The organism is Nostoc sp. NMS8, from assembly GCF_017115045.1.
Lineage (GTDB): Bacteria > Cyanobacteriota > Cyanobacteriia > Cyanobacteriales > Nostocaceae > Nostoc.
Genome location: NZ_JABXKK010000109.1, coordinates 25,526 through 46,613 on the forward strand (window position 1 = coordinate 25,526; position 21,088 = coordinate 46,613).

The window sequence follows — 21,088 nt, forward strand, 5'->3', positions numbered from 1 at the left end:
ATCCTCTAAGCTATCTGAGAGATTTTTTCAACTTCAAATTATTGTTAATAATCTGACCGAAAACGAAAAGTATACAAGCCCCTAAATTTATTTATCGGGATCATTAATTCATTAATTTTGAATTCGGAGCTTATCCCTTTGGGGATCTTGCTACGCGCAGCGTCTCCAAGAGTTGCGACGTGACTCGCTCAATTTTTCAAAACTTCAATATCTCTTATTTCTATTTTTCCTCTGCCTAGAGTCACAAAAGCGGGTAAAGCACTTTACTTCTTGCCTTGGTCTTTACCTTTGTAATCACATCACTGGCGGTAAAGTTAAAAGTTCTCAAATGTACTGTTGTGAATCGCGTTGCGCCGAATGTAGCTGCACAAATAAAGTCCGCATGCGCGGACTAACGCCAAAATAGGGTTTCAAATTTAATCTGACGAGAGTAATAAAAGAGCGTTAGTGAGGTTTTGGCAAATCCAAAAAATTTGCGATGGGCAAGCTACGAGCCAATCACTTAATGGTAATGGAGAATGGGTAAGAGCGATCACTAACTAGGCCACTATTACCGATTACCAGTTACCGATAATCAATTTATAACTTGCCATCGATCTTTGGAAACTTAATACTTCTTGGCAAGAGTTTTAGTGCCTGTATCAGTTTGCATAGATTGCTTGACAAGATTAGCCAGTTCGTCTAACTGGCTAATTGCTTCCGCACCTTCTAGCTTCATTAATTCGCGGTCATCCCGCATTTCCGTCCAAGTGATCCCGTAATCGGACACTAAAAACCGAATTAGATGGTTATCACCCAAGCTAACCATAAATGATGCACTATTCATTTGGTCGCCACAGGTGTAGCAAGACGCGGGATACCCACGCCGCTCAAGTACAACCGCCAATGCTTGCAGGTTCATTACCAAGTCTTGGACGAATTGTCGATGTTGATGTGCTAGTCTCAGAAACACTTTTGTCCTCCAGACACCACAGTTATTTGAGTCTCTTTTATATTTTCTTTAGATTTTCTCATCCACTGGTATTGTAAACTATTCACTACAATTACCAGACAGATAATATTGAGTCGTTAATTGACTACCTTGTTTAGGGTAGCGGATCGGGGTTTTGAGGGCCGTATCAAACTATTCAGTTTGCAAATTCAAAATCTCGGACAGAATTGCTAAATTTAACTATATCTTTATACACTTCTGTCAGGGTAGATTCTTACAAGAAGCGATCAGCCTTAAGAGTAACTTAAATTTAGCACTAGTCAAGTGCGGAAAAGCTATATATTTCGTTTTTATTGATGACATTTAGCCAAGTTGACTATAAGTAGAAGCTATGACATAGTTTTACGTCACTATAGTGTCTTTTACTCAGATATTTGGTCTATTCTCTTTCTACCGTAGATTTTGGTATAGACAAATGACGAAGTATACCAAACTCATTCCTCCTGTATACATAAAGTTAAACAGATGACAGTGCAAATCTCATATTCCGTGCTAATAGTAGGTCAACCGTAGCTCTTTACACAAACTTCACGTAATTGATAGACTAATAGGCTTGGGTTAGCAATAAGAATTAAATAACATACAAACATACACAAGTCTGAAATAGTTTACTCACCTGGTTTTTCGTGTCAGTTTTACCCCACCCTAACCCTGCCCTTATAAAGGGCAGGGAACTAGATTTATTTTTTCCCACCTTTCCAAGGGGGGATTAAGGTTTTTCACAAAGCCAAGTTGATTGATAGACAAAACAAATCAACCCAACACTGACAATACCTAAACTCAGGAGAGCAATGTTGTCATTTAGGCAATATTTTTAACTATTTTGGGAATATAAACCGCCAATTTGACAATTTGGTGCAATCTTTCACCAATAATTACGAATTACGTAGCTTGCTTCTCGCCGGAGGCGAGTATTACGAATTAGTAGACTACTTGCCACCAACCGAAAGCTGGGCCGATAAAACGGATAGTTGCCCATCCTACAACCATAATACCAATGCCTATCCAGGCACCACGAGTAGTCCAAGCGACAAATTGTTCGCCTTGATTTTTTGTGATGGGAACCCAAGGCAAGATGCGAGCCTCTTGACCGTATGTTTCCTTCTGTGTGGTTTTACGACGTTTTGCTTCACCCATAATCAGCAACTCAAATTTTACTTAGGTTCTAAATTTATTTTGCCAGGAATCATCGCTACAGAGAGGCGATGAATCGCATATCTTTTATAAGCTGATAATAGTGCTTGCTTTGAAGCGATCGCATTTTGGTTGACAAAATTTAAATTGAGTATGGGGCATTGGGCAAAATGCTCCGTTATCGCTAACAGCACTCAGCACTCCTAAAGGGCATTGGTAACTGGACTTTAGGCGGAATTTTCATCATCGGTATTAGAAAACAGACTCGGATCGAGATAGTTGATGCGTGCCAGAGGACTTAAAGCTGCGAGAATTTGAGCGCCGTAGCTGCGGTTAACTACACGACTATCAAGTAAAGCTACGATTCCTTGACTTTCTCGTACTGGAGCGATCGCACGTTGTAATTCATTTAAAGCTGCTGGCAACAAGTATAAACGGAACCAATCTTGATGCGATCGCTTATAAAGAGCTACTCTACCAGCTACCAGGGGATTTTCCAAAGATGGTAGGGGTAAAGTCGCAATGATTAACAGATGAGGTGCTGGCAAAACTCGTTGATGTTCTCGCCAAAATTCCCAACCGCTAATCAAAATACCATTTTCATCCAAACAAGTTTTTTCTACTTGTACCCGCGAACCAAACTCTGAGGCCAAAATTGTCGCAACTTGAGATTTTAGTGGTACATCCCCCACCAAGATAACCGTCAATCCTGGTACTGTCGCACTTAAACAAACCAGTGTGCGGACTTTGTGAATAAATGCCGCTTGAAACTCTGGTGTGTTAGGTAGAGGCAACTTATAAGGTACATAAAGTTGAATTGCTTCTGCTTGACTCTCCGAAGAGAATTTTAGGCAAGTTAAATCTTCCAAACCCAGGCGTTGGCGGAAAAGGGGAGCCTCAGTTTCCGGTTCGATGGCGCTACCAACTAAAACGACTGGTTGTCGCTGCCAAATTGGCGAGAGTATTTCGCCTAATTCCATTGGGGCGTAGTGCAAAGAAAATAAACCTTGTCGATGGGCAATAGTCGCCCAGAAGAGAGGAGGGGGGGCAGGGGAAGCAGGGGAGGTAGGGAGGAAAAGATTTTCATCAAGGGTTTGAAATTGTTGCCAGAATTGTTTCCAAGGTTCTGGCAGTGATTGTACTGACTCTAAAGCCAAATACAGACGACTCAAAATTTCTATTTCTGGCTGGGAAATTAGATAGCACTGATATGGATTAGCCGGATGCTGGAAAAGTTCGTGTGTTAGTTGTATCCGTGCTTCGCGAATTGCTTCAGCTTGGTTTGGGCAAGCCAGCATCAGTTGATCCCAGTCATGGGGTTGAATATGTTGGGTAAGTTGATCGCGCACCCAATCTTCGAGATCGTCTACCCCATCAATAATTGTAGGAATACCTTGGGGAAAGCGATCGCCACCAGCCAATTGTCCTCTTAACCAAGCTTCTGGGGAGGTTAACAGCAGCCCTTGAAACTGGGCATCAGGCCAAGCGTCACCTGTTCTAATCGATTTATTGGTTGGTAGCCACTGCTGTAGGCGGGGAATTTCCACCCGCAGCAGAAGTTGCTGCACTGCTTCTTGAGCAACAATAATTACAGGGCCATGCCACATTAGGGCTGATGCTACGAAACTAGTACGATACCGCCCTTGATAACCACAAACTGCCCCGACTTGAATTAGGGCGCTACGTCCCAGGCGCAAGGCGCGTGCTACCAACCGTGCCATCGTCAAATGATGGGGCCAGGAAGGGAACCCCGCTTGCGATCGCAAAAAGTTATGTAGTGACAAATGAACTTCTGCCTCAATCACACGCTTACAATTCCATACAAAGTGACTTTTACTGCCAATTGCCCCATTTCTATTATCTTGTTATTTGTCCTTTGTCATTTGTGATCCAAAAATAATGACCAATGACCAATGACAAATCACCCAATACCCTGAATTATGCCAACTTACACAGGAATTTCCAGCGAAGCCTTCAGGCATCCACTAGATCGCCAAGCCGAGCAAGCTTTACGAAATTTACCAGGATTTGATTTAATCGCTCGTAAATTTGTGGAATTTATCTACGAACGCCCTCAATTAGTCTATCTAATGGGTAACACCATCCAAGTCGGGCCGCGTCAATATTCCACTATTTACCAGATGTTTCGCGAATGCGTCCGGGATTTAGATATTTACCCAGAACCAGCACTGTTTGTCTCGCAAAATCCCGAAGCAAATAGCTATGCGTTGGGGCAAGAGAATCCTTACATAGTTATAAATACAGGGATATTAGACTTACTAGACGAAACCGAGATTCGGACGGTGCTAGCCCATGAACTGGGGCATATTAAATGTGGTCATACTATTTTAATTCAAATGGCGATGTGGGCGATGAATGCTGCCTCTGCCTTGGGAGAATTGACCTTCGGCATCGGTAATATTGTCACCCAAGGCTTGATTTACGCCTTTTTTGAGTGGCGACGCAAAGCCGAGTTATCGTCAGATCGTGCTGCACTACTAGTGGTGGATGACTTGAATCCGGTGATGTCAACGATGATGAAACTCTCTGGCGGTAGTCACAAATATGCCAATGAGTGTAGTTTACAAGAGTTCATCAAGCAGTCAGAAAATTATCAAGCGCTAGATGAAGATGGACTGAATCAGATATATAAATTCTTGATCTACAATGGCGCTCAAGGTAGTATGTTGAGCCATCCTTTCCCTGTTGAACGCTTGCATTACTTACGGTCGTGGGCAATATCCGAAGAATATCAGCAAATTCGCCGAGGAAATTATCAGCGATCGCCTGCTTCTGGATCGGTAAACGTTTCAGCAGAATCTTCTGAAAATCAAACAGAAGCTTTACGCCGTCAAATTGAAGAATTACAACGGGAAATCGACAGAATCAGAAGGAATCAGTAGTTTTTAGCACTAAAGGTGGATTTAGATCCCCGACAACTTTTACGAAGTCGGGGATTTGGGTAGCAACTTTTTACAGGAAATTAAAATCCTTAAGAGTTTAACCAGATAATTACTCCAGTTCCCAGTACACAAATAATTCCCGCCAAGCCAGCTAGGGGTTTGTTATTTTTACCAGTGAACCAGTCAGAGACTTTACCAGTGTAAGTAATTAGTTCTGCTGTATCTATGGTAGCGATCGCCCATACCCATCCCGCGTGCAGTCCCCAAGCTAAACCCAAATTATCACTGGCGGCAAAGCGTGCCAACACCAGCACCATTCCCATCAGCCATAATCCAGGCAGTTGGGGTAAAGTTTCGCGTTGTTCCCAAACCAGATGTAACAAGGCAAAAATTAAGCTAGAAATTACTGCTGCTACCCAAACTGGGTAATCTTGCGCTAATTCTGTGAACAGGAAACCGCGAAAAATTAATTCTTCTATGCCACCGACTAATAACGCTATTAAGAAAATCGGTAGTAATATGGGTAGTAGTAACTTGAAATTCGTCTTTTCAAAAGAACATAAACCTAACCCGAATTGTCCACCAAATACAATAGCTAGACTCCCGACTCCCAAAGCAAAACCTAGCGCTAAATAGCCAAGAGTTGAAAGATTAGCAACAAAGCCGTAATCTGAAAAAGATTTATTAGTCAGCCAAACAACTCCCCAAAGAATCAGAGGAGCTAATAGGTAAAGTGACACCAATAATGGCATTTTCTGCTCTGGTTGCAAAGGTTTAGGGGGTTGCCAATTGAGCAAAATTGCTGATACTGTCGCTACTGGCAACCAGCAAACTATCCAGCAAACAAAAAATGCCACCACTATCACTAGTGCTGGTGCATTTTCTATAAATGCCAGTAATGCATTGACCGAAGGCTCAAAGAAAGTTATCAAAATAAATAAAAAAACACGATAGACTTCTTGCATTATAGATTTCTTGCCGATTAATCAAGACTCTACTAAATTTGGTGACTTCTGCAAGGAGTCTAATCGTATTTTTTACCTGGTTATCAGTTTGCTGTTGGGCTAGGGACAAGTTATCATCACCTGAAACTTATCCCTACCATCAGCAAATTTACTCTTCGTCTTCCAAATCTTCGTCTGATTCGTCAGAATCTATATCTTGTGAGGTTAGTTTTTTATCACTTTCACCTAGTTGAATCAGGTGAATATGTTTGTATCCCAGTCTAATTTCAAACTCATCTCCAGCCTTTAAGCCCATTGCTTTGGTATATGTAGCACCAATTACAATCTGACCATTTTGATGGACACTAACCCGATATGTCGGTTCGCGGCCACGACCATCTTTCGGTGCTTCTGGACTTAGAGGAATTCCCCTAGCAGATAGCAAAGCGTCATAAAAATCGGTGAGATTGACACGCACCTGGTTATTCTTAGTAACAGTGTAATAGCCGCACTGTTTAGCTCTTTCTCGGCGTGGTAATGTGGAAAGTTCTTTTACTTTAGCAAGTAGTGCTTTTCCGGTTAATGGCGCGGTTGCAGTTTCAGTCATTATGCTCAAATTTTCCTTACTCTCTCCAAGCTGATAAACAATGTAGTCTTATGCCAGCATTTGACTTTTTAGCATTTGCATAGAGCTACTGAAGACCCTAATGTAACGGGTGAATTCCTGCCGATAGGAGCCAAAAGCACTTCTATATATGGTTGTCTACAACCAACTAGAGGCTATAGTTACCATAGACATTAATTTTGGTGATGTTACGGCACTTTTAACCATTATTCGCCATCAGAAAGAAAACTATTTTTTCCTTTGGCGCTATTGTAGCGGTGTAACTTTCAATCACCTTTACAAATGGGGTAGGTTCTACTGCAAATAAGTCGTAGACGCAAAAAATTGCAGGTTTTTCACTTTCAGTGCTTGCCTTTCTTGCCAATGAACAAGTAGAGTTTTCTCTACTCGTCCTCCCAAGCTTAGGACAGCATAGTATTTTAATAGAGTCCTACGGGCATACACCCCTTTGTCCTGCCAGTAGAGACGCGAATTCTCTTGTCTCTACATTACGAATCAACAAAGCAGTAGTAACCGCGCTGATACGGCTATTGATTCTGGTTTTGTCACTTCGTAATTTTATATTAAATACTAGCATGGACTAATAATAGCAAAATAGTTGTTTAATTTTGAATTAAAGTTGCTGGTAAATTTTTATTTAAATTCCTGGACTTGAAAGTTGAAAAAAGCAGTGACGATTTTCTTAACCCTTTATTGCAAGCCTGAGCATTGCCATCTAGATTTTATAAAAATTTATATAATTGAGACGAGCAGTTTTGACCAATGAGTTCAATCCAATATTTTCTAGATTGAGAGCAAGCCAAAAACCAAAAAGTCTCGCCTATCAGGGTTTCGCGGTTCTCTAACTTTTATTTGAAAGTGGTGAGGATTTTTCCTCGGTTTATTATCTTCAGGTCAAAAGTGGTAAGAGGATTTTGCACGTCTGTCTATGGGAAGAACAAATCTCTTAACATCTGCCTAGTGATTGATTGCTACTACTATATATTAAACATGGGCTTTCACACTTCTATATAATCAAAAAATTCTGCCTTCGCTACGGCCTGACAGAATTTTAGAGTCAGGACTGCTTGACTCTAGTTGACATCAAGATGTGTTGCTAACCTGACATGCATTTCATTTGGATATGCTCGCTAGGTCAAAAATTAACCTAAGTTCCTTTTTAAGCAAACCCTCTTTCCTTTATATTCCCAAATAGGTAAATTCAATGCAAAGCGGCAATTACATTTTTGGCGTTTTAACTCAGAATTTGACAAAATTCTTGTTTAAAGGGCTGCTACAAGTAAAATTTTAATGGTTATCCTTAAACTAGAATCAGTTGCCTTTTAATCGTCAGTCTATTAACATCAGAGTTTGAATTAAGGGCAAAAAAGTATAGCTCACTTTTCGGAACTACCTGCTTGACCCATGATTTTTGAGGCTGGCAGAGCAATTTTAAAATTTTGGTTAATGGTTATGGAAGTTATTTTTAAGGTCATTCGACAGCAACAAAATGCCTCCCCTGTTGTACAAACCTACCTGCTAGAGGCAGAACCAGGTAATACAATCTTGGATTGCCTCAATCAGATTAAGTGGGAGCAAGATGGAACTTTGGCATTTCGCAAAAATTGCCGTAATACCATTTGTGGTAGCTGTGCTATCCGAATTAATGGGCGTTCAGCTTTAGCTTGTAAAGAAAATGTTGGCAGTGAACTTGCCAGATTACAACAAATACCATCATCCCCAAGTAAAGTAAATGCGATTCCTGAAATCACGATCGCGCCTCTTGGCAATATGCCCGTGATTAAAGATTTGGTTGTAGATATGAGTAGTTTCTGGAATAATCTTGAGGCAGTTGCCCCTTATGTGAGTACAGCAGCACGACAAGTACCTGAAAGAGAGTTTTTGCAAACACCACAAGAGCGATCGCGCCTCGATCAAACTGGTAACTGTATTATGTGCGGTGCTTGTTATTCTGAATGCAACGCCCGTGAAGTTAATCCCGACTTTGTAGGGCCTCATGCCCTTGCCAAAGCTTACCGAATGGTAGCAGATTCCCGCGATAGCGATACCGAAAATCGTTTAGAAAGCTACAACGAAGGTACTAAAGGCGTGTGGGGTTGCACCCGTTGTTTGTACTGCGATTCAGTTTGTCCAATGGAAGTTGCACCATTAGAACAAATCACCAAAGTTAAACAAGAAATTCTCACCCAGAAACAAGCCGACGATAGTCGCTCAATTCGTCACCGAAAAGTATTGGTAGATTTAGTTAAAGAAGGTGGTTGGATTGATGAACGTCAATTTGGTTTACAAGTTGTCGGTAATTATTTTCAGGATTTAAAAGGATTACTCAGTCTTGCACCCCTCGGTTTGCGAATGATCCTCCGGGGTAAATTTCCCCTATCATTTGAACCTTCAGAGGGGACAGAACAAGTGCGATCGCTCATTGAATCTGTGCAACAAGAAGTAGGGAATAAGGAATAGGGAATAGGGAATAGGGAATAGGGATTAAAAGAATTCTTTCCCAGTCCCCAGTCCCTAGTTCCCAGTCCCCAATCTCAACGCGGTTCTTGAGGTATATTCAACGGCTGTCCATAACGGTCATATACTAAAACATCCCACTGCCCGTTATTACTAGATTCAAAGGCAATCCTGCTACCATCAGCGCTAATTGTAGGGTTGCGGACTTCCGCTTGCAAGTTATTAGTCAAATTCCGCGATTGGCGTGTTTCCCGGTCGTAGAGAAAAATCGCCGATCGCCCCTGACGGCTAGCACCAAAGACAATATAACGACCATCTTGAGAAACACTGGGATGATTTGCGATCGCATCAAAGGAGTTTAAACCTGGTAAATCAACCAAATCACGAGTCACCGTATCAAACATATAAACATCTTGGCTACCCCGTCGGTCAGTAATAAAAACAATGTATCTCCCAGAAATTTGGGGGTTTAATTCCGACGCTAAACTATTAAGACTCCGACCCCCTGGATCAAAGGGATAACTCAAAATTCGAGGGTAGCCAAAACACCCAGTCAATAAACTTAAGCAGAAAAATACAGGTATAAAAAAAACACGTTTCATATAATTTAGTCATTAGTCATTAGTCATTAGTCAATAGTCTCACAACTCCTAACTCCTAACTCCTAATTCCTACGGAGGTGAACCTACGGTTGCACCGTTGGGAATATCTAACTCAATATTTGGCCCCCGGTCTAAGACTTCAATATCCCACTGTCCACGGGTGGCGGTTTCAAAGACAACATAACGTCCATCTGGGCTGATATTTGGTTTTCTAACCCAGCCGCGATAAATTGGTGTGACAATTTGCGACTGTTGTGTAGCGCGATCATAAAGCGCTACCACTGGTCTACCTTGATCACTAGTAAGATAAGAAATATAACGCCCGGTGTAGCTCAAACTTGGACTTTCGGCAATTGTCTCCTGTCGGTTTATTCCCGGTGTGTTAATAAACAGTTGCCTCTCCAAATCGTATACCAAGAGTTGCTGATTACCGTTTCGATTAGATACAAACGCTAAAAAGCGCCCATTTCCACTCAAAGCAGGTTGCTCCTCGGTGTAGCGACTGTTGAGGGAAGTAGGCCCTATAGGGATATCATTAGAACCACAAGATACAAGTAAACTTGTTAAACCAAAAACCAGGCTCCAATGAATTGGTCTTTGGAGCCAAAATGTCGGCGTAAATTTTTCCACCTCAACTGTTTTCCGTCGCCTCTAAATCTACTTCCACACCAAATGTTTTAAACATCGTCATCAAAATCGGTCAAATTATCTGGCCGCTCATTTGGTTTTTCAATTGGATTGTATGGCACATAATCAGTTGGGATTGCATCATCATCTTCGCGTGGTCTTCGAGGAGTTGAGTCAGTGGATGGACGACGCCTTCTCGGTCTGGGAGCAACATCATCTTCACTACTTTCGGGACGCTGCGGGCCATTATTACTGCGGCGAGAGGGTTTTCTGACTTCCCCACTCGAACTTTCCCAATCATCAACTTGCCTAGATGAAGAACCCCAATTTTCTTCTTCAGAGCTTTCAGAAGGGCGATTTACAGGACGACCAGAAGTCCGCCGACGCGTTTTGTCAGTTGGAGCCTGTCTTTCACTACTGCTACTGCTGTTACGGCGTTCTGTACGACGGGGGGGTTGCTCCTCGTAATAGTCATCACGTGTTGAAATCTCATCCCTACTACCCCGAATTCGGGGACGCACGGGGCGATCCTCTTCTTCATAAGGTAGTGGATCTAAGTCTGCATCCATCTCAGCTTGATACTTTCTGCGATCATTGTACGAATAGCGATCGCTAACTGGTCGATCTTCGTCCACAATCGGAGTGTTGCGCTTTGCTTGCTGGGTAGCTATACTCCGCAGGCGAATACTTTCAACTGCAAAAAATACAGTTGTGCCAACTAAAAGTAATTGACCAAATTGTAGAATTGGGTCTAGCCGCCATCCTTGAAACACGAGAATAAAGCCGCAAAGCAAGCCGACTGCCGCAAAAAAGATATCTTGATCCCGTGACAATTCTGGACGCACAGTGCGGAGAAAATACAGTGCTGCCCCAGCCACAGCCAGGAAAATTCCTAGAATACTGGCTGAGTTTGCTCCAAAATTTACCTGAGCCAGAAAACTGGCTGAGTTCAGCCCAAAATTTATCATTGCTGTTTTCCCAATATCAAATCTATGTTAGCGAGTCACAATTAAAATCACTACTGTAATTAGTCACGAAATATTGAAGCTTCAAAGCCTCTGGCAAAGAAGCTCTGAAGCTATTCACCGAAAAGTAAAAACACATACTTCTGTCATCTACAACCGCCACCAGCCGCAGAAATTGCTGCTTTTAGTGCAATTAAGTAGATAGCTGACAGACATTTGATTACGAGAGTTAAATTAACTCTCATAAGCATTATGAACGCTGAATTTTATCCTTTTGGCTAATGAAAATTAGACCAACTGTAACAGGTACTACCACAATTGCAGCACCCCAAGCCAGACTCCAAAGAAAATTTGCTAAAGAAGGCGTCATACTTCTAAACCTTTTTTTACACACTTCATCCTAATTTTAATAGTGTATTACTTTCTTGAGAAGCCTCTAACTCCGAACTGCCAAACTTGGTAACTGCTGTGAGGGAGTTTGCTTTTCTATTCCAGAAGGAAATGGCAGCATTTGGTTAAAATAATGATGAGAGTGCTTTACAAAGCTTCAAACTATTGTTGTAGCGATGTCTACGACGGGCTACGCCTACACAAAGCCAGGCTTGCCCTTGCCCAAGTTTTTTCTTTCTGTACAGATAGATAGTAGCTGAAACCGATGACTGGTGTTAACCTGACTGCTTGGATTCTTGGCCCTGTATTAGGGGTGATGACATTTTTATTTATATTTCGTATCATTCTCACTTGGTATCCGCAAGTGGATCTGAATCGTTTGCCTTTTAATTTAATATCTTGGCCCACTGAGCCATTTTTAATCCCGCTGCGAAAGCTAGTGCAACCTATAGGGGGAGTAGACATTACACCGATTATTTGGGTTGGTATCTTCAGCCTGCTGCGAGAAATCCTACTAGGTCAACAAGGATTGCTGACTATGCTATCTCGTGTGAATTAGGGATGGGGTATTGAAAAGAGGCAGAGGAACAGGGTGCGGGGGGCGGAGGGGAAAATTCTTCTCCTCTGCTCCCCCCAGTCCCCTAACCGTTCATTTCCTGCACAAAATTTGTATAGACTTTACCCTGCAAAAACTGTGGAGTTTCCATAATTTTTTGATGAAACCCGATGGTAGTGGGTAGTCCAGTGATGGCACATTCCCGCAGTGCGCGTTTCATCCGGTTAATAGCAGTGGGTCGGTCTGGGGCCCAAACAATTAACTTGCCAATCAAGGAATCGTAGTAAGGCGGGATTTGGTAATCTGTGTAAACGTGAGAATCAATCCGAACACCAGGGCCGCCAGGGGGAAGATAGCCGCTGATCCGTCCAGGAGAAGGGCGAAAGTCATGATCGGGGTCTTCAGCGTTGATTCGGCATTCGATCGAATGGCCTCGTAATACTACTTGGTCTTGGGTGAGATTGAGTCTTTCCCCTTGGGCAATGCGGATTTGTTCAGCAACTAAATCTATCCCCGTAATCATCTCTGTCACAGGGTGTTCTACTTGAATCCGGGTGTTCATTTCCATAAAGTAGAATTTACCGGATCTATCCAAGAGAAACTCGATAGTACCTGCACCACTGTAATTAATGAATTGGGCAGCTTTAACAGCAGCTTGTCCCATCTTCTCACGTAGGTCTTGGTCGAGAGCCGGACTAGGAGCTTCTTCTAGTAGCTTTTGATTCCGGCGCTGAATTGAGCAATCGCGTTCACCCAAGTGAATGACATTACCATAGTTATCCGCCAAAATTTGAAATTCGATGTGGCGGGGACGTTCAATAAATTTTTCGATGTAAACGCCAGAATTACCAAAAGCTGCTCCTGCTTCCCCTTGGGCTGCGAGAAAAAGTTTCACAAACTCATCTTCAGAACGCACTAGGCGCATACCCCGTCCACCGCCACCGGCTGTAGCTTTAATCATTACTGGATAGCCCATATCCTTGGCGAATCCTAATCCTTCTTGCTCGGATTCTACCAATCCCTCACTACCTGGTACTGTCGGGACTCCAGCTTTTTGCATGGTTTCTTTGGCAGTGGATTTATCGCCCATCCGTCTCATAGCTTCTGGAGTTGGGCCGATAAAAGCAATATGATGGTCGGCACAGATTTCCGCAAACCGGGCATTTTCTGCCAAAAAGCCATAGCCTGGATGAATGGCAGTGGCATTGCGTGTCAGTGCAGCGGCAATGATATTGGGAATATTCAAATAACTTTTACTGCTAGCAGGTTCGCCAATGCAAACCGCTTCATCAGCAAGTTGGACGTGGAGAGCATTACGGTCAACGGTGGAGTGAACCGCAACTGTGGCAATCCCCATTTCTTCACAGGCGCGGAGAATGCGAAGGGCGATTTCTCCCCGATTGGCAATTAATATTTTGTCAAACTTCATTTTTTAGTTTCGATATCATTACCAGTAGATTGACATTTTCTCTGATCCAACTTGAAACAACGCTTCCGCATTATTTCAAATTATTGCAGGAGATTCGCCACCCTGATTTTAAGCAAACGTAAGATTGCAGGCTTGTTGCCTTTAAGGGTCTTACTACACTAACAACATTGCTGCTGTAAGTCTTGGCTAGACTACCAAGCTGGGCTTTTGCAATTGCTTACGGCGGGCGGGTACGCGATGGCTACGCCCGCCGCAGGCATCGCACCGCGCCGAACACAGTCGCTCTACCCTTTTTAATATCACTTGTGCAGCTGCTAGATTTCTGTCAGTCTGATACCGCCTTGAAAAAATTTATATTTTTGAGCAACTGAATTTAGATATCACCTTACTATAATTATTTTCTTATGCTATAGTCTATCTTTAGACAAACCATGCGGATGTGGCGGAATTGGTATACGCGCACGCTTGAGGTGCGTGTGGCTTTGCCTTGCGAGTTCGAGTCTCGCCATCCGCATTTTAGCTTGTCTAACCATAGGGTCAATAGTCAAGGATCAAAAAATCTCAGACTATTGACCCTTAAATATAAGTTTTAGTTAGTATTCTAGTGATTGTCTGAAGTAATGAAGTGTTACTAGATACTAGTCAAGTTTGCATTGTCAAAGTACTAGTACCGCAAGGCGGAATTAAAAATTAAAAATTAAAAATGAATACAGCGTAAGCGTTTCATTGATTTTGAATGGGTGGTTTATTTACGTCGTGTTGTACTAGTTTTTTGTAAGAAGTATTCAGGAGTCAGAATGGGCTAAACCTTAGCTATCCGCTAACAGGGTTGAATTCTGTACGACTGGATAATGAATATTGGTTAAAAGCGAGTGGAGTAGTGGGCGAAACTACTATTAAATATTCTCGCATTAAAACTCAATCCCTTTATGGGTGGAGTTTTCTGAATTTTGAATTCTGTATTCTAACTCCTGATTTATGCTTTTATAGAGATACGTGAAGTTTTGTAAAAAGCATTGACTATTACTTTTACGCCCACAAACAACCTAACAGTGCCACCAGCTTGGCATCGCCTGGCTCCGATTTGGCAAGGAGGGGAGGAAATAATTCAACAAAGTTTGGCTCACACTCAGCTAGCACCTGCTTGGCAACTAATGCTTTTGGGTGACGGCTCCCCAACACGTCACTTAGAATTGCTCACGGGTGAGCCTGTAGAAGTAGATGTTATTGATATGTCATTGATTGGTATGGACTTGGATGCTGCTCCTGAGTTAATCCAAGCTGTCCCAGGGCCTCGATTGCGACGACAAGTATGGCTACGTACTGTTTCTGGTCAGAGATTAGCCTATGCTACTTCATGGTGGGAAGCCAGTCATATTGATGAGTATTTGCAAAACCGTTCATTACCAATTTGGGCAAGTTTAGCTCGTCTTCGCACAGAGTTGTATCGCGATGTTCGAGGGATTTACTACGGTGACTCATCAGCACTACAGTCTGGTTTTGACGTAACTGGGCCTTTTTGGGGCCGCCACTACTTGTTTTGGCATCATGGACAGCCATTGACTTTAATTTATGAAGTTTTTTCGCCTTATTTAACCAAATATCTGGGGCCTATGCAGTTGAGTGCTGTTAATGTTGAGGCGTAGTATCATTTAAAACTTTTTCATCCTTGACAGTGTGCCCCAGAGCATGAGAACTTTGCACCAATTTCAATAAAACTATTGTTGTAAAGTAGGCACTATCTACAGTATTTAATTAATTTTAGATTTTTTTTATTTCTCAATAAATTACCAATTTATTCTCAGCAAAAATAACATCCACTTTGTATCATTTTGATGCAAATTCCCAAAAACGATGGTTTAACGACATATCTAACTTGGAAGATTGGTAATCGATGCGAAATGTCGAACACTGAATTGATCGTGGTTAGATAAAGTTAATACAACGGGTGGAAACTCTGTAAATAGAACGTGGTGGTGTGGATTGCTGATAACTTGCAGCAATGCCCAAGTTAGTTATATCCTCGAAGTGCTTGAAATGACGGATGTGAACTTTTGGAGACTTACCGATAGAGGCAACCGTTTAAAGGAAGTATCCTGCGAAATTTAAGAAAGCGTGTTAAAAAAGGTAACTAACCACGAAAGAACTGCTTTTGAAACATTCGGGAAGGTTGATTACGGAAATATCATCAATTTTTAGGATGGAAAAATTTATGCAGTTAACTACCCTAGATAACGAGAAATTTATTGGTTAATTTAACCAATCAAGCAAGTAATGAGTTTGCAAGTATGAGGTATAGGTTTCAATGGCACTACCTCTTGTGTCTGTTCGGATGAAAAAAAGTAAGAAACCATCTCTGGTGCTGACGCTCTCGGCTGCTGGGTTATTGATTGGTGCGGGGAGTGCAACATACTGGTTGTTAGCTCAGAGAGGGCTATCTTCTAGCGATTTGCTAGTAGGTGCAAATATTATTCCTGGTGATGCCCTGTTTGCGGTTTCTTTAACAACAGATCCCCAGCAGTGGCAGAAGTTGCGGCAGTTTGGGACAAGAGAAACCCAAGCAGAACTGGACAAAAATTTAGTCCAGTTACGCGATCGCTTTCTGACTAATAATGGTTATGACTTCCAAAAAGATATCGCTCCTTGGGTGGGCAATGACGTTACCATCGCAATCCTTGCTCCAGCAATCGGGAGTAAACCTGCACCCAAACCAGTTACTACCAACCAAGATGCTGGTAGCGATCAGCAGTCGATGGTAATGGTATTGCCAGTAAAAAACCCAGAAATCGCCAAAAGTATTTTGGCACAACCCAAAACCCTTAAACAAGGCAAATGGATTGACCGTACTTATCAAGGGTTCGCCATCAAACAAAGTGAGGGACAAGTAGGGGAAAACTTCTCAGCCGCATTACTAGATGGGCGTTTTTTAGTTATAACTGATAATCCTAAAGCTACAGAAAGAGCGATCGATGCCTACAAAAATAAAACATCCTTGGCGACAACAGGAGGCTTTACCGATAATTTCCCAAAAATTGCCGATTACCAACCCTTTGCCCAGTTTTATGTAAATGTGCCAACAGCAGCCAAAATAGCCGCAGCCTCTCCAAATCGCCCTTTACCTGCTCAAGTTTTGGCTCAACTGCAAAATAACCAAGGTTTAGCGGGGACAATTACCTTAGAGTCAGAAGGAATCCGCTTCAAGGGCGTTTCTTGGTTAAACCCAAATAGTCAAAGAGTGCTGGCGGTGGAAAATAAAGCTGGCAAAATGCAAAGCCGCCTACCAGCCGAAACCTTAATGATGCTTTCGGGGGGAAACTTACAGCGGTTGTGGGGAGACTATGTTTTAACATCCCAGGGAAATCCTCTCTCGCCGATCGCACCAGAACAGCTACGAGGTGGTGTAAAATCTCTTACCAATCTTGATTTAGATAAGGATTTACTCAGTTGGATGAAAGGTGAATTTTCACTATCAGTGATTCCGACTACCCCAAAAGCAGGTTCACCTGATGATTTTCGTTCTGGCTTAGTGTTTATGGTAGAGGGAAGTAATCGCAACTCAGCTGAAGCATCCTTAAAACAGCTTGATGATGTGATGAGAAATCAATACCAGTTCCAAGTTCAACCGGGGAAAGTCGCTGGACAACCCGTTGTTAACTGGATTTCACCTTATGGTACTTTAACTGCTACCCACGGTTGGTTAGATGGAGATGTCGCCTTCTTGGTAGTGGGCGCTCCGATTACGGATAAAATTGTTCCTAAACCCAACAACACACTAGCTAACACTCTTCCCTTCCAACAAACAGTTCCTACAGAACCAAATCCGACAAATGGTCAATTTTTCCTGGATGTGGAAAAAACTGTGAAAAATTTTCCATTACCAACTCTAATTCCCAATCAACAAACTTTGCTAGATGCAACGCGCTCAATTGGGATGACATCTGCTGTCAGCGACAGTCGCAGTAACACCTACGACACTTTTATCGCACTCAAAAAAGTTACTAATGCGACTGCTTTGCCTACTCCAGAGAGTAGATAGGGGATTGGGGAGTAGGCAGGGGGCAGGGAGCAGGGAGCAAGGGAGAAAAGTTTTCCCCTCCGCACCCCGCCCCTCTGCCTCTTTTCCAATGCCCCATTCTCTATTTCCCTTTAACCATATAGGATCAAAACAGTCAGAATCGATATTTTAAATTATCCACGGAGAGAAGACTTTATGAATCTGGTTATACTCCAGAATTGGCTGGACAATGCCTCCTTTGCCATATTATTCCTGACAATGCTGGTGTATTGGGGAGGAGCGGCTTTTCCGAATCTGCCTTATCTAGCCGCTTTGGGGACAGCGGGGATGGCGATCGCAAATTTGTGTATAGCTACTCTATTGGGTGCAAGATGGATCGAAGCTGGTTACTTTCCCTTAAGTAATCTCTATGAATCTCTGTTTTTCTTAACTTGGGGAATTACCGCAGTCCATCTGATTGCTGAAAATAGTAGCCGTAGCCGCTTAGTAGGAGTTGCTACAGCTCCGGTGGCAATGGCGATCGCAGCTTTTGCTACCATGACACTACCATCCCAGATGCAGGCGTCAGAACCTTTAGTACCTGCCTTAAAGTCAAATTGGCTGATGATGCATGTCAGCGTGATGATGTTGAGTTATTCTGCTTTGATGGTGGGTTCGTTATTAGCGATCGCTTTTTTAATTGTTACTCGCGGTCAAAACATCCAATTACAAGGCAGTTCTGTTGGTACTGGCGGCTATCGCAGCAATGGCTACCGTTTGCACAAAGCCACTGAACTAATTTCTCAACCATCAGCCCCCACTGTCGAAAATAATGGCTTTGCTCGTTTTGAAAGTAGTAGCAACGGCAACGCGAACACCGCTGTTTTGGGTTTAGTCACAACAACCCCAATCCAAAATCCAAAATCCGAAATTCAAAATTCTGAACCCCTTTCACCCCAACGCCTTAGCCTTGCTGAAACCCTCGACAACATCAGCTATCGCATCATTGGACTAGGATTTCCCCTGCTGACAATTGGCATCATTGCCGGTGGTGTTTGGGCTAACGAAGCCTGGGGTTCTTACTGGAGTTGGGACCCGAAAGAAACTTGGGCATTAATCACCTGGTTAGTGTTCGCAGCCTACCTTCACGCCAGAATTACTCGCGGTTGGCAAGGGCGCAGTCCTGCAATTTTAGCCTCCGCCGGCTTGCTTGTCGTTTGGGTTTGCTATCTCGGTGTGAATCTTTTGGGTAAAGGTCTGCATTCTTACGGTTGGTTTTTCTAATACAGTGATTCCATACACTCTGACCTTACTTCCCTTTGAGGAGAGTTTTAAATCTTACCCCTTCCTTTGTAAGGAAGGGGTTGGGGATTAGGTCTGTATTGGACTCAACTGAAAACCGCCATAACCTTAAAATCATTATTTTATTTCGGATGAACTGTTATATCTATGGAAAATATAGATTTAGTGACAGGAGATTTTTATGGAAGATGGATTTGAGAGACTAAATCATGATGAAGTTGTGTCTATAGAACCAGACACTTTTAATAAGTTAAATATTGCTAAAACTTTTAAAGTCCGTGATTTGATTACAGCAATTAAGGAATATATTGGAGCAGAAGAGACAGATGAAGTAAATTTATATACCCAAGGATTAAATTGTGAAGTTTTGCAATTTAGCACTCAGGGATGGAAAAAAGGAAAAGTTAGACTTGCTTTAGAATTTTGTTCTGATGAATCTGAGTCACCACTTGATGAAATTTTTCAAAAACTCAAACAAGTGGAAAACTAATACTCAATGAAGATTTCTAAGTTCATTGATGAAACTAAGTTAACAGGATATTAACTTCAGAAAATATTTATGCTTCGAGGGTGAGTGTCTTACTCGCCCTTTTTTACTGGTATTGCTATAGTAGCGGATAACACATTTAACTAAGTGCGATCGCATCTACTATCAGTATGGGTAAAGAGTCTCAAAATCAGTTAAAACATTTTGCTGCTTTAAAATCCAGATACCAAGCAACTCAATATCAAAATTCATCACCCGCTAGTCTGTTGTATTTCATATTGCGAAAAGTTGACTTAGGAATTGAACTCAGTCACTTAGAATTTAATTGGTTGAAAGAGTATGAGCTTGTTGAGACTTTAAAAGCTATCAAACAAGAGCAGCGACATAGATTCCAAGAATTTGGAAATCTAGAATTTGAATTCTCCAAATTAAAATCTAAGTATAAAGCTACAAAGCATAACGTTTCTTGGCAATCCAGTCATCTGTATTTCATACTTTTGAAACTTGAGTCAGGAAATTTCCTCACTGATTTAGATGTTAAATGGCTGAGAGCAAATGGTTTAGATGAGACGAATCAAATTGCTCAAGAGGTAAACCGATTTATTCAACTGAAATCTAAGTACAAAGCTACTGACGAACTAGAAGCACTTACTCCTGATAATCCTTTCCGAAAAGCAGCGTTAGAATTGCTGTACAATTTGCAACCAAACTTACAAGTCACTCAAAATAAAGACGAGGAAGATAGGGAATTACTTATGCGATTGGCACCACTTTACCAACAAGACCGCGGACAGGCGATACAAGAAGGAGAACAACGGGGACTCCAAACAGGAATTCAGCAGGGAGAACGCTTATAGCGGTTCCCATTCAGATGAGGTACAACATTACATCGCAAGGTGTAGGGGCACGGCATGCCGTGCCCCTACGGCTGTACCTTACTAGGTCGGGAAACGCTATAGTAGTGGAAAACTTGCTCGAAGTTCGCTTTGGTGAAATAGATAATGAGCTTCAAGCAATTATTGAACCTTTATTATTGTTACCACCAGAAGAGTTTACGCCTTTACTGTTGCAGTTGTCTCGTGAAGAATTAATTCATCGGTTTTGCTAGTGTTTATCACATATCCTTGAATGAGTTTTATTTTGTCATGCTAATTGCATTTATAATCGGTCTTTTTTGGTGGTTAATATACATAAATTAAAATTTTTACCGATTATTCTTGCTAAGACTGTGATACATTTTTAGATTACCGACTTATTGAATAAGTTGGTAATCTTATTGTTAAGCTGTTGTAGCGATCGCTACAACAGTGTAAAATGTTTCATCTAGTGTTGTATTAAGCAGACAAGGACGATCGCTGATGTATGATATGGCAACTTAATATAAATGAAAACATGGATTTTCTGACAATTCTAGGATTAGCTGCCGCCACAATAACCACAATCTCTTTTTTGCCACAGATGCTTAAAACTTGGCAAACAAAATCAGCAAAAGATGTTTCTTTAGTGACACTAATTACATTCATAACTGGTATCTTTTTGTGGTTAATTTATGGAATTTATCTACAATCTTTACCAATTATTCTTGCCAACAGCGTAACATTGGTTTTTAACTTAATAATTCTATGGCTTAAAATTAAATATAGATAATCCGGCTCATAACTAAGACCTCTGACACCATAAAA

Annotated in this window: 22 protein-coding genes and 1 tRNA gene; 12 read left to right on the forward strand and 11 right to left on the reverse strand. The window is 41.9% G+C overall.

The annotated features are described in order from the left end of the window. Window positions 1–607 precede the first annotated feature (607 nt). The 4 genes from HWQ39_RS29225 to HWQ39_RS29240 all read right to left on the reverse strand — a co-directional run bounded on the left by HWQ39_RS29225 (window position 608) and on the right by HWQ39_RS29240 (window position 3,930). Entirely contained in the window at window positions 608–952 is a 345-nt protein-coding gene (locus HWQ39_RS29225) for a DUF1815 family protein (RefSeq protein ID WP_179067221.1), read from the reverse strand. Window positions 953–1,912: 960 nt separating this feature from the next. After that, window positions 1,913–2,128: a DUF2839 domain-containing protein gene (locus tag HWQ39_RS29230; RefSeq protein ID WP_292853235.1), complete on the reverse strand. Its 216-nt coding sequence runs from the start codon at window positions 2,126–2,128 to the stop codon at window positions 1,913–1,915. Between the two features lie 17 nt (window positions 2,129–2,145). Then, the gene (locus tag HWQ39_RS29235) at window positions 2,146–2,319 is read right to left on the reverse strand and encodes a hypothetical protein (RefSeq protein WP_292853237.1); all 174 of its coding nucleotides are present in this window, start codon (window positions 2,317–2,319) and stop codon (window positions 2,146–2,148) included. Window positions 2,320–2,352: 33 nt separating this feature from the next. After that, the gene (locus HWQ39_RS29240; RefSeq protein WP_292853239.1) at window positions 2,353–3,930 is read right to left on the reverse strand and encodes an ATP-dependent DNA helicase; all 1,578 of its coding nucleotides are present in this window, start codon (window positions 3,928–3,930) and stop codon (window positions 2,353–2,355) included. A 135-nt stretch (window positions 3,931–4,065) separates the two neighbouring features. Between HWQ39_RS29240 and HWQ39_RS29245 the strand changes: the two genes are divergently transcribed. Continuing rightward, window positions 4,066–5,028, forward strand: a complete 963-nt coding sequence (locus HWQ39_RS29245) for a M48 family metallopeptidase (protein ID WP_292853241.1) — start codon at window positions 4,066–4,068, stop codon at window positions 5,026–5,028. Between the two features lie 89 nt (window positions 5,029–5,117). Here the strand turns inward: HWQ39_RS29245 and HWQ39_RS29250 are convergent, their stop codons facing one another. After that, window positions 5,118–5,993: a type II CAAX endopeptidase family protein gene (locus HWQ39_RS29250; protein ID WP_292853243.1), complete on the reverse strand. Its 876-nt coding sequence runs from the start codon at window positions 5,991–5,993 to the stop codon at window positions 5,118–5,120. A 148-nt stretch (window positions 5,994–6,141) separates the two neighbouring features. Further along, entirely contained in the window at window positions 6,142–6,579 is a 438-nt protein-coding gene (locus HWQ39_RS29255) for an AbrB family transcriptional regulator (RefSeq protein WP_094350106.1), read from the reverse strand. Between the two features lie 1,470 nt (window positions 6,580–8,049). On the opposite strand from HWQ39_RS29255, the gene HWQ39_RS29260 reads away from it, so the two are divergent. Beyond that, a complete protein-coding gene (locus tag HWQ39_RS29260; protein WP_292853245.1) occupies window positions 8,050–9,057 on the forward strand; it encodes a succinate dehydrogenase/fumarate reductase iron-sulfur subunit in 1,008 nt (335 codons plus the stop codon). A 74-nt stretch (window positions 9,058–9,131) separates the two neighbouring features. On the opposite strand, the gene HWQ39_RS29265 is transcribed toward HWQ39_RS29260, so the two are convergent. The 4 genes from HWQ39_RS29265 to HWQ39_RS29280 form a co-directional block, all read right to left on the reverse strand. Continuing rightward, the gene (locus tag HWQ39_RS29265) at window positions 9,132–9,656 is read right to left on the reverse strand and encodes a Tol biopolymer transporter periplasmic protein (protein WP_292853247.1); all 525 of its coding nucleotides are present in this window, start codon (window positions 9,654–9,656) and stop codon (window positions 9,132–9,134) included. A gap of 69 nt (window positions 9,657–9,725) precedes the next feature. Beyond that, window positions 9,726–10,286 (reverse strand): hypothetical protein, encoded by a 561-nt coding sequence (locus tag HWQ39_RS29270; RefSeq protein WP_292853249.1) that lies wholly within the window; start codon window positions 10,284–10,286, stop codon window positions 9,726–9,728. Window positions 10,287–10,333: 47 nt separating this feature from the next. Further along, window positions 10,334–11,251 carry a Ycf66 family protein gene (locus tag HWQ39_RS29275; RefSeq protein WP_292853251.1) on the reverse strand — a complete coding sequence of 306 codons (918 nt, stop codon included), beginning with the start codon at window positions 11,249–11,251 and terminating at the stop codon, window positions 10,334–10,336. A gap of 247 nt (window positions 11,252–11,498) precedes the next feature. Then, entirely contained in the window at window positions 11,499–11,618 is a 120-nt protein-coding gene (locus HWQ39_RS29280; RefSeq protein ID WP_292853253.1) for a photosystem II reaction center X protein, read from the reverse strand. Window positions 11,619–11,903: 285 nt separating this feature from the next. Here HWQ39_RS29280 and HWQ39_RS29285 point away from each other — a divergent pair, with 285 nt between their 5' ends. Continuing rightward, the gene (locus tag HWQ39_RS29285; RefSeq protein ID WP_292853255.1) at window positions 11,904–12,197 is read left to right on the forward strand and encodes a YggT family protein; all 294 of its coding nucleotides are present in this window, start codon (window positions 11,904–11,906) and stop codon (window positions 12,195–12,197) included. A gap of 82 nt (window positions 12,198–12,279) precedes the next feature. Here HWQ39_RS29285 and accC read toward each other — a convergent pair whose 3' ends face one another. Further along, entirely contained in the window at window positions 12,280–13,623 is a 1,344-nt protein-coding gene (gene accC / locus HWQ39_RS29290; protein ID WP_292853257.1) for an acetyl-CoA carboxylase biotin carboxylase subunit, read from the reverse strand. Window positions 13,624–13,805: 182 nt separating this feature from the next. Here accC and HWQ39_RS29295 point away from each other — a divergent pair, with 182 nt between their 5' ends. From HWQ39_RS29295 to HWQ39_RS29335, 9 genes are all read left to right on the forward strand, one after another. Next, on the forward strand, window positions 13,806–13,994 hold the full coding sequence (locus tag HWQ39_RS29295; RefSeq protein ID WP_292853259.1) for a hypothetical protein: 189 nt from the start codon (window positions 13,806–13,808) through the stop codon (window positions 13,992–13,994). Between the two features lie 62 nt (window positions 13,995–14,056). Next, a tRNA-Leu gene (locus HWQ39_RS29300) sits at window positions 14,057–14,137 on the forward strand. Between the two features lie 502 nt (window positions 14,138–14,639). Next, entirely contained in the window at window positions 14,640–15,269 is a 630-nt protein-coding gene (locus HWQ39_RS29305) for a chorismate lyase (RefSeq protein ID WP_292853261.1), read from the forward strand. A 659-nt stretch (window positions 15,270–15,928) separates the two neighbouring features. Next, window positions 15,929–17,659, forward strand: a complete 1,731-nt coding sequence (locus HWQ39_RS29310) for a DUF3352 domain-containing protein (protein ID WP_292853263.1) — start codon at window positions 15,929–15,931, stop codon at window positions 17,657–17,659. Between the two features lie 174 nt (window positions 17,660–17,833). Continuing rightward, entirely contained in the window at window positions 17,834–18,901 is a 1,068-nt protein-coding gene (ccsB, locus tag HWQ39_RS29315; RefSeq protein ID WP_292853265.1) for a c-type cytochrome biogenesis protein CcsB, read from the forward strand. Between the two features lie 199 nt (window positions 18,902–19,100). Next, window positions 19,101–19,409, forward strand: coding sequence for a KGK domain-containing protein (locus tag HWQ39_RS29320; protein WP_179066929.1), 309 nt, complete (start codon window positions 19,101–19,103; stop codon window positions 19,407–19,409). A gap of 167 nt (window positions 19,410–19,576) precedes the next feature. Continuing rightward, a complete protein-coding gene (locus HWQ39_RS29325) occupies window positions 19,577–20,263 on the forward strand; it encodes a hypothetical protein (RefSeq protein WP_292853268.1) in 687 nt (228 codons plus the stop codon). A gap of 104 nt (window positions 20,264–20,367) precedes the next feature. Further along, a complete protein-coding gene (locus HWQ39_RS29330) occupies window positions 20,368–20,514 on the forward strand; it encodes a hypothetical protein (protein WP_292853337.1) in 147 nt (48 codons plus the stop codon). Between the two features lie 284 nt (window positions 20,515–20,798). Further along, window positions 20,799–21,053 (forward strand): SemiSWEET transporter, encoded by a 255-nt coding sequence (locus HWQ39_RS29335; protein WP_292853329.1) that lies wholly within the window; start codon window positions 20,799–20,801, stop codon window positions 21,051–21,053. Window positions 21,054–21,088 lie beyond the last annotated feature (35 nt).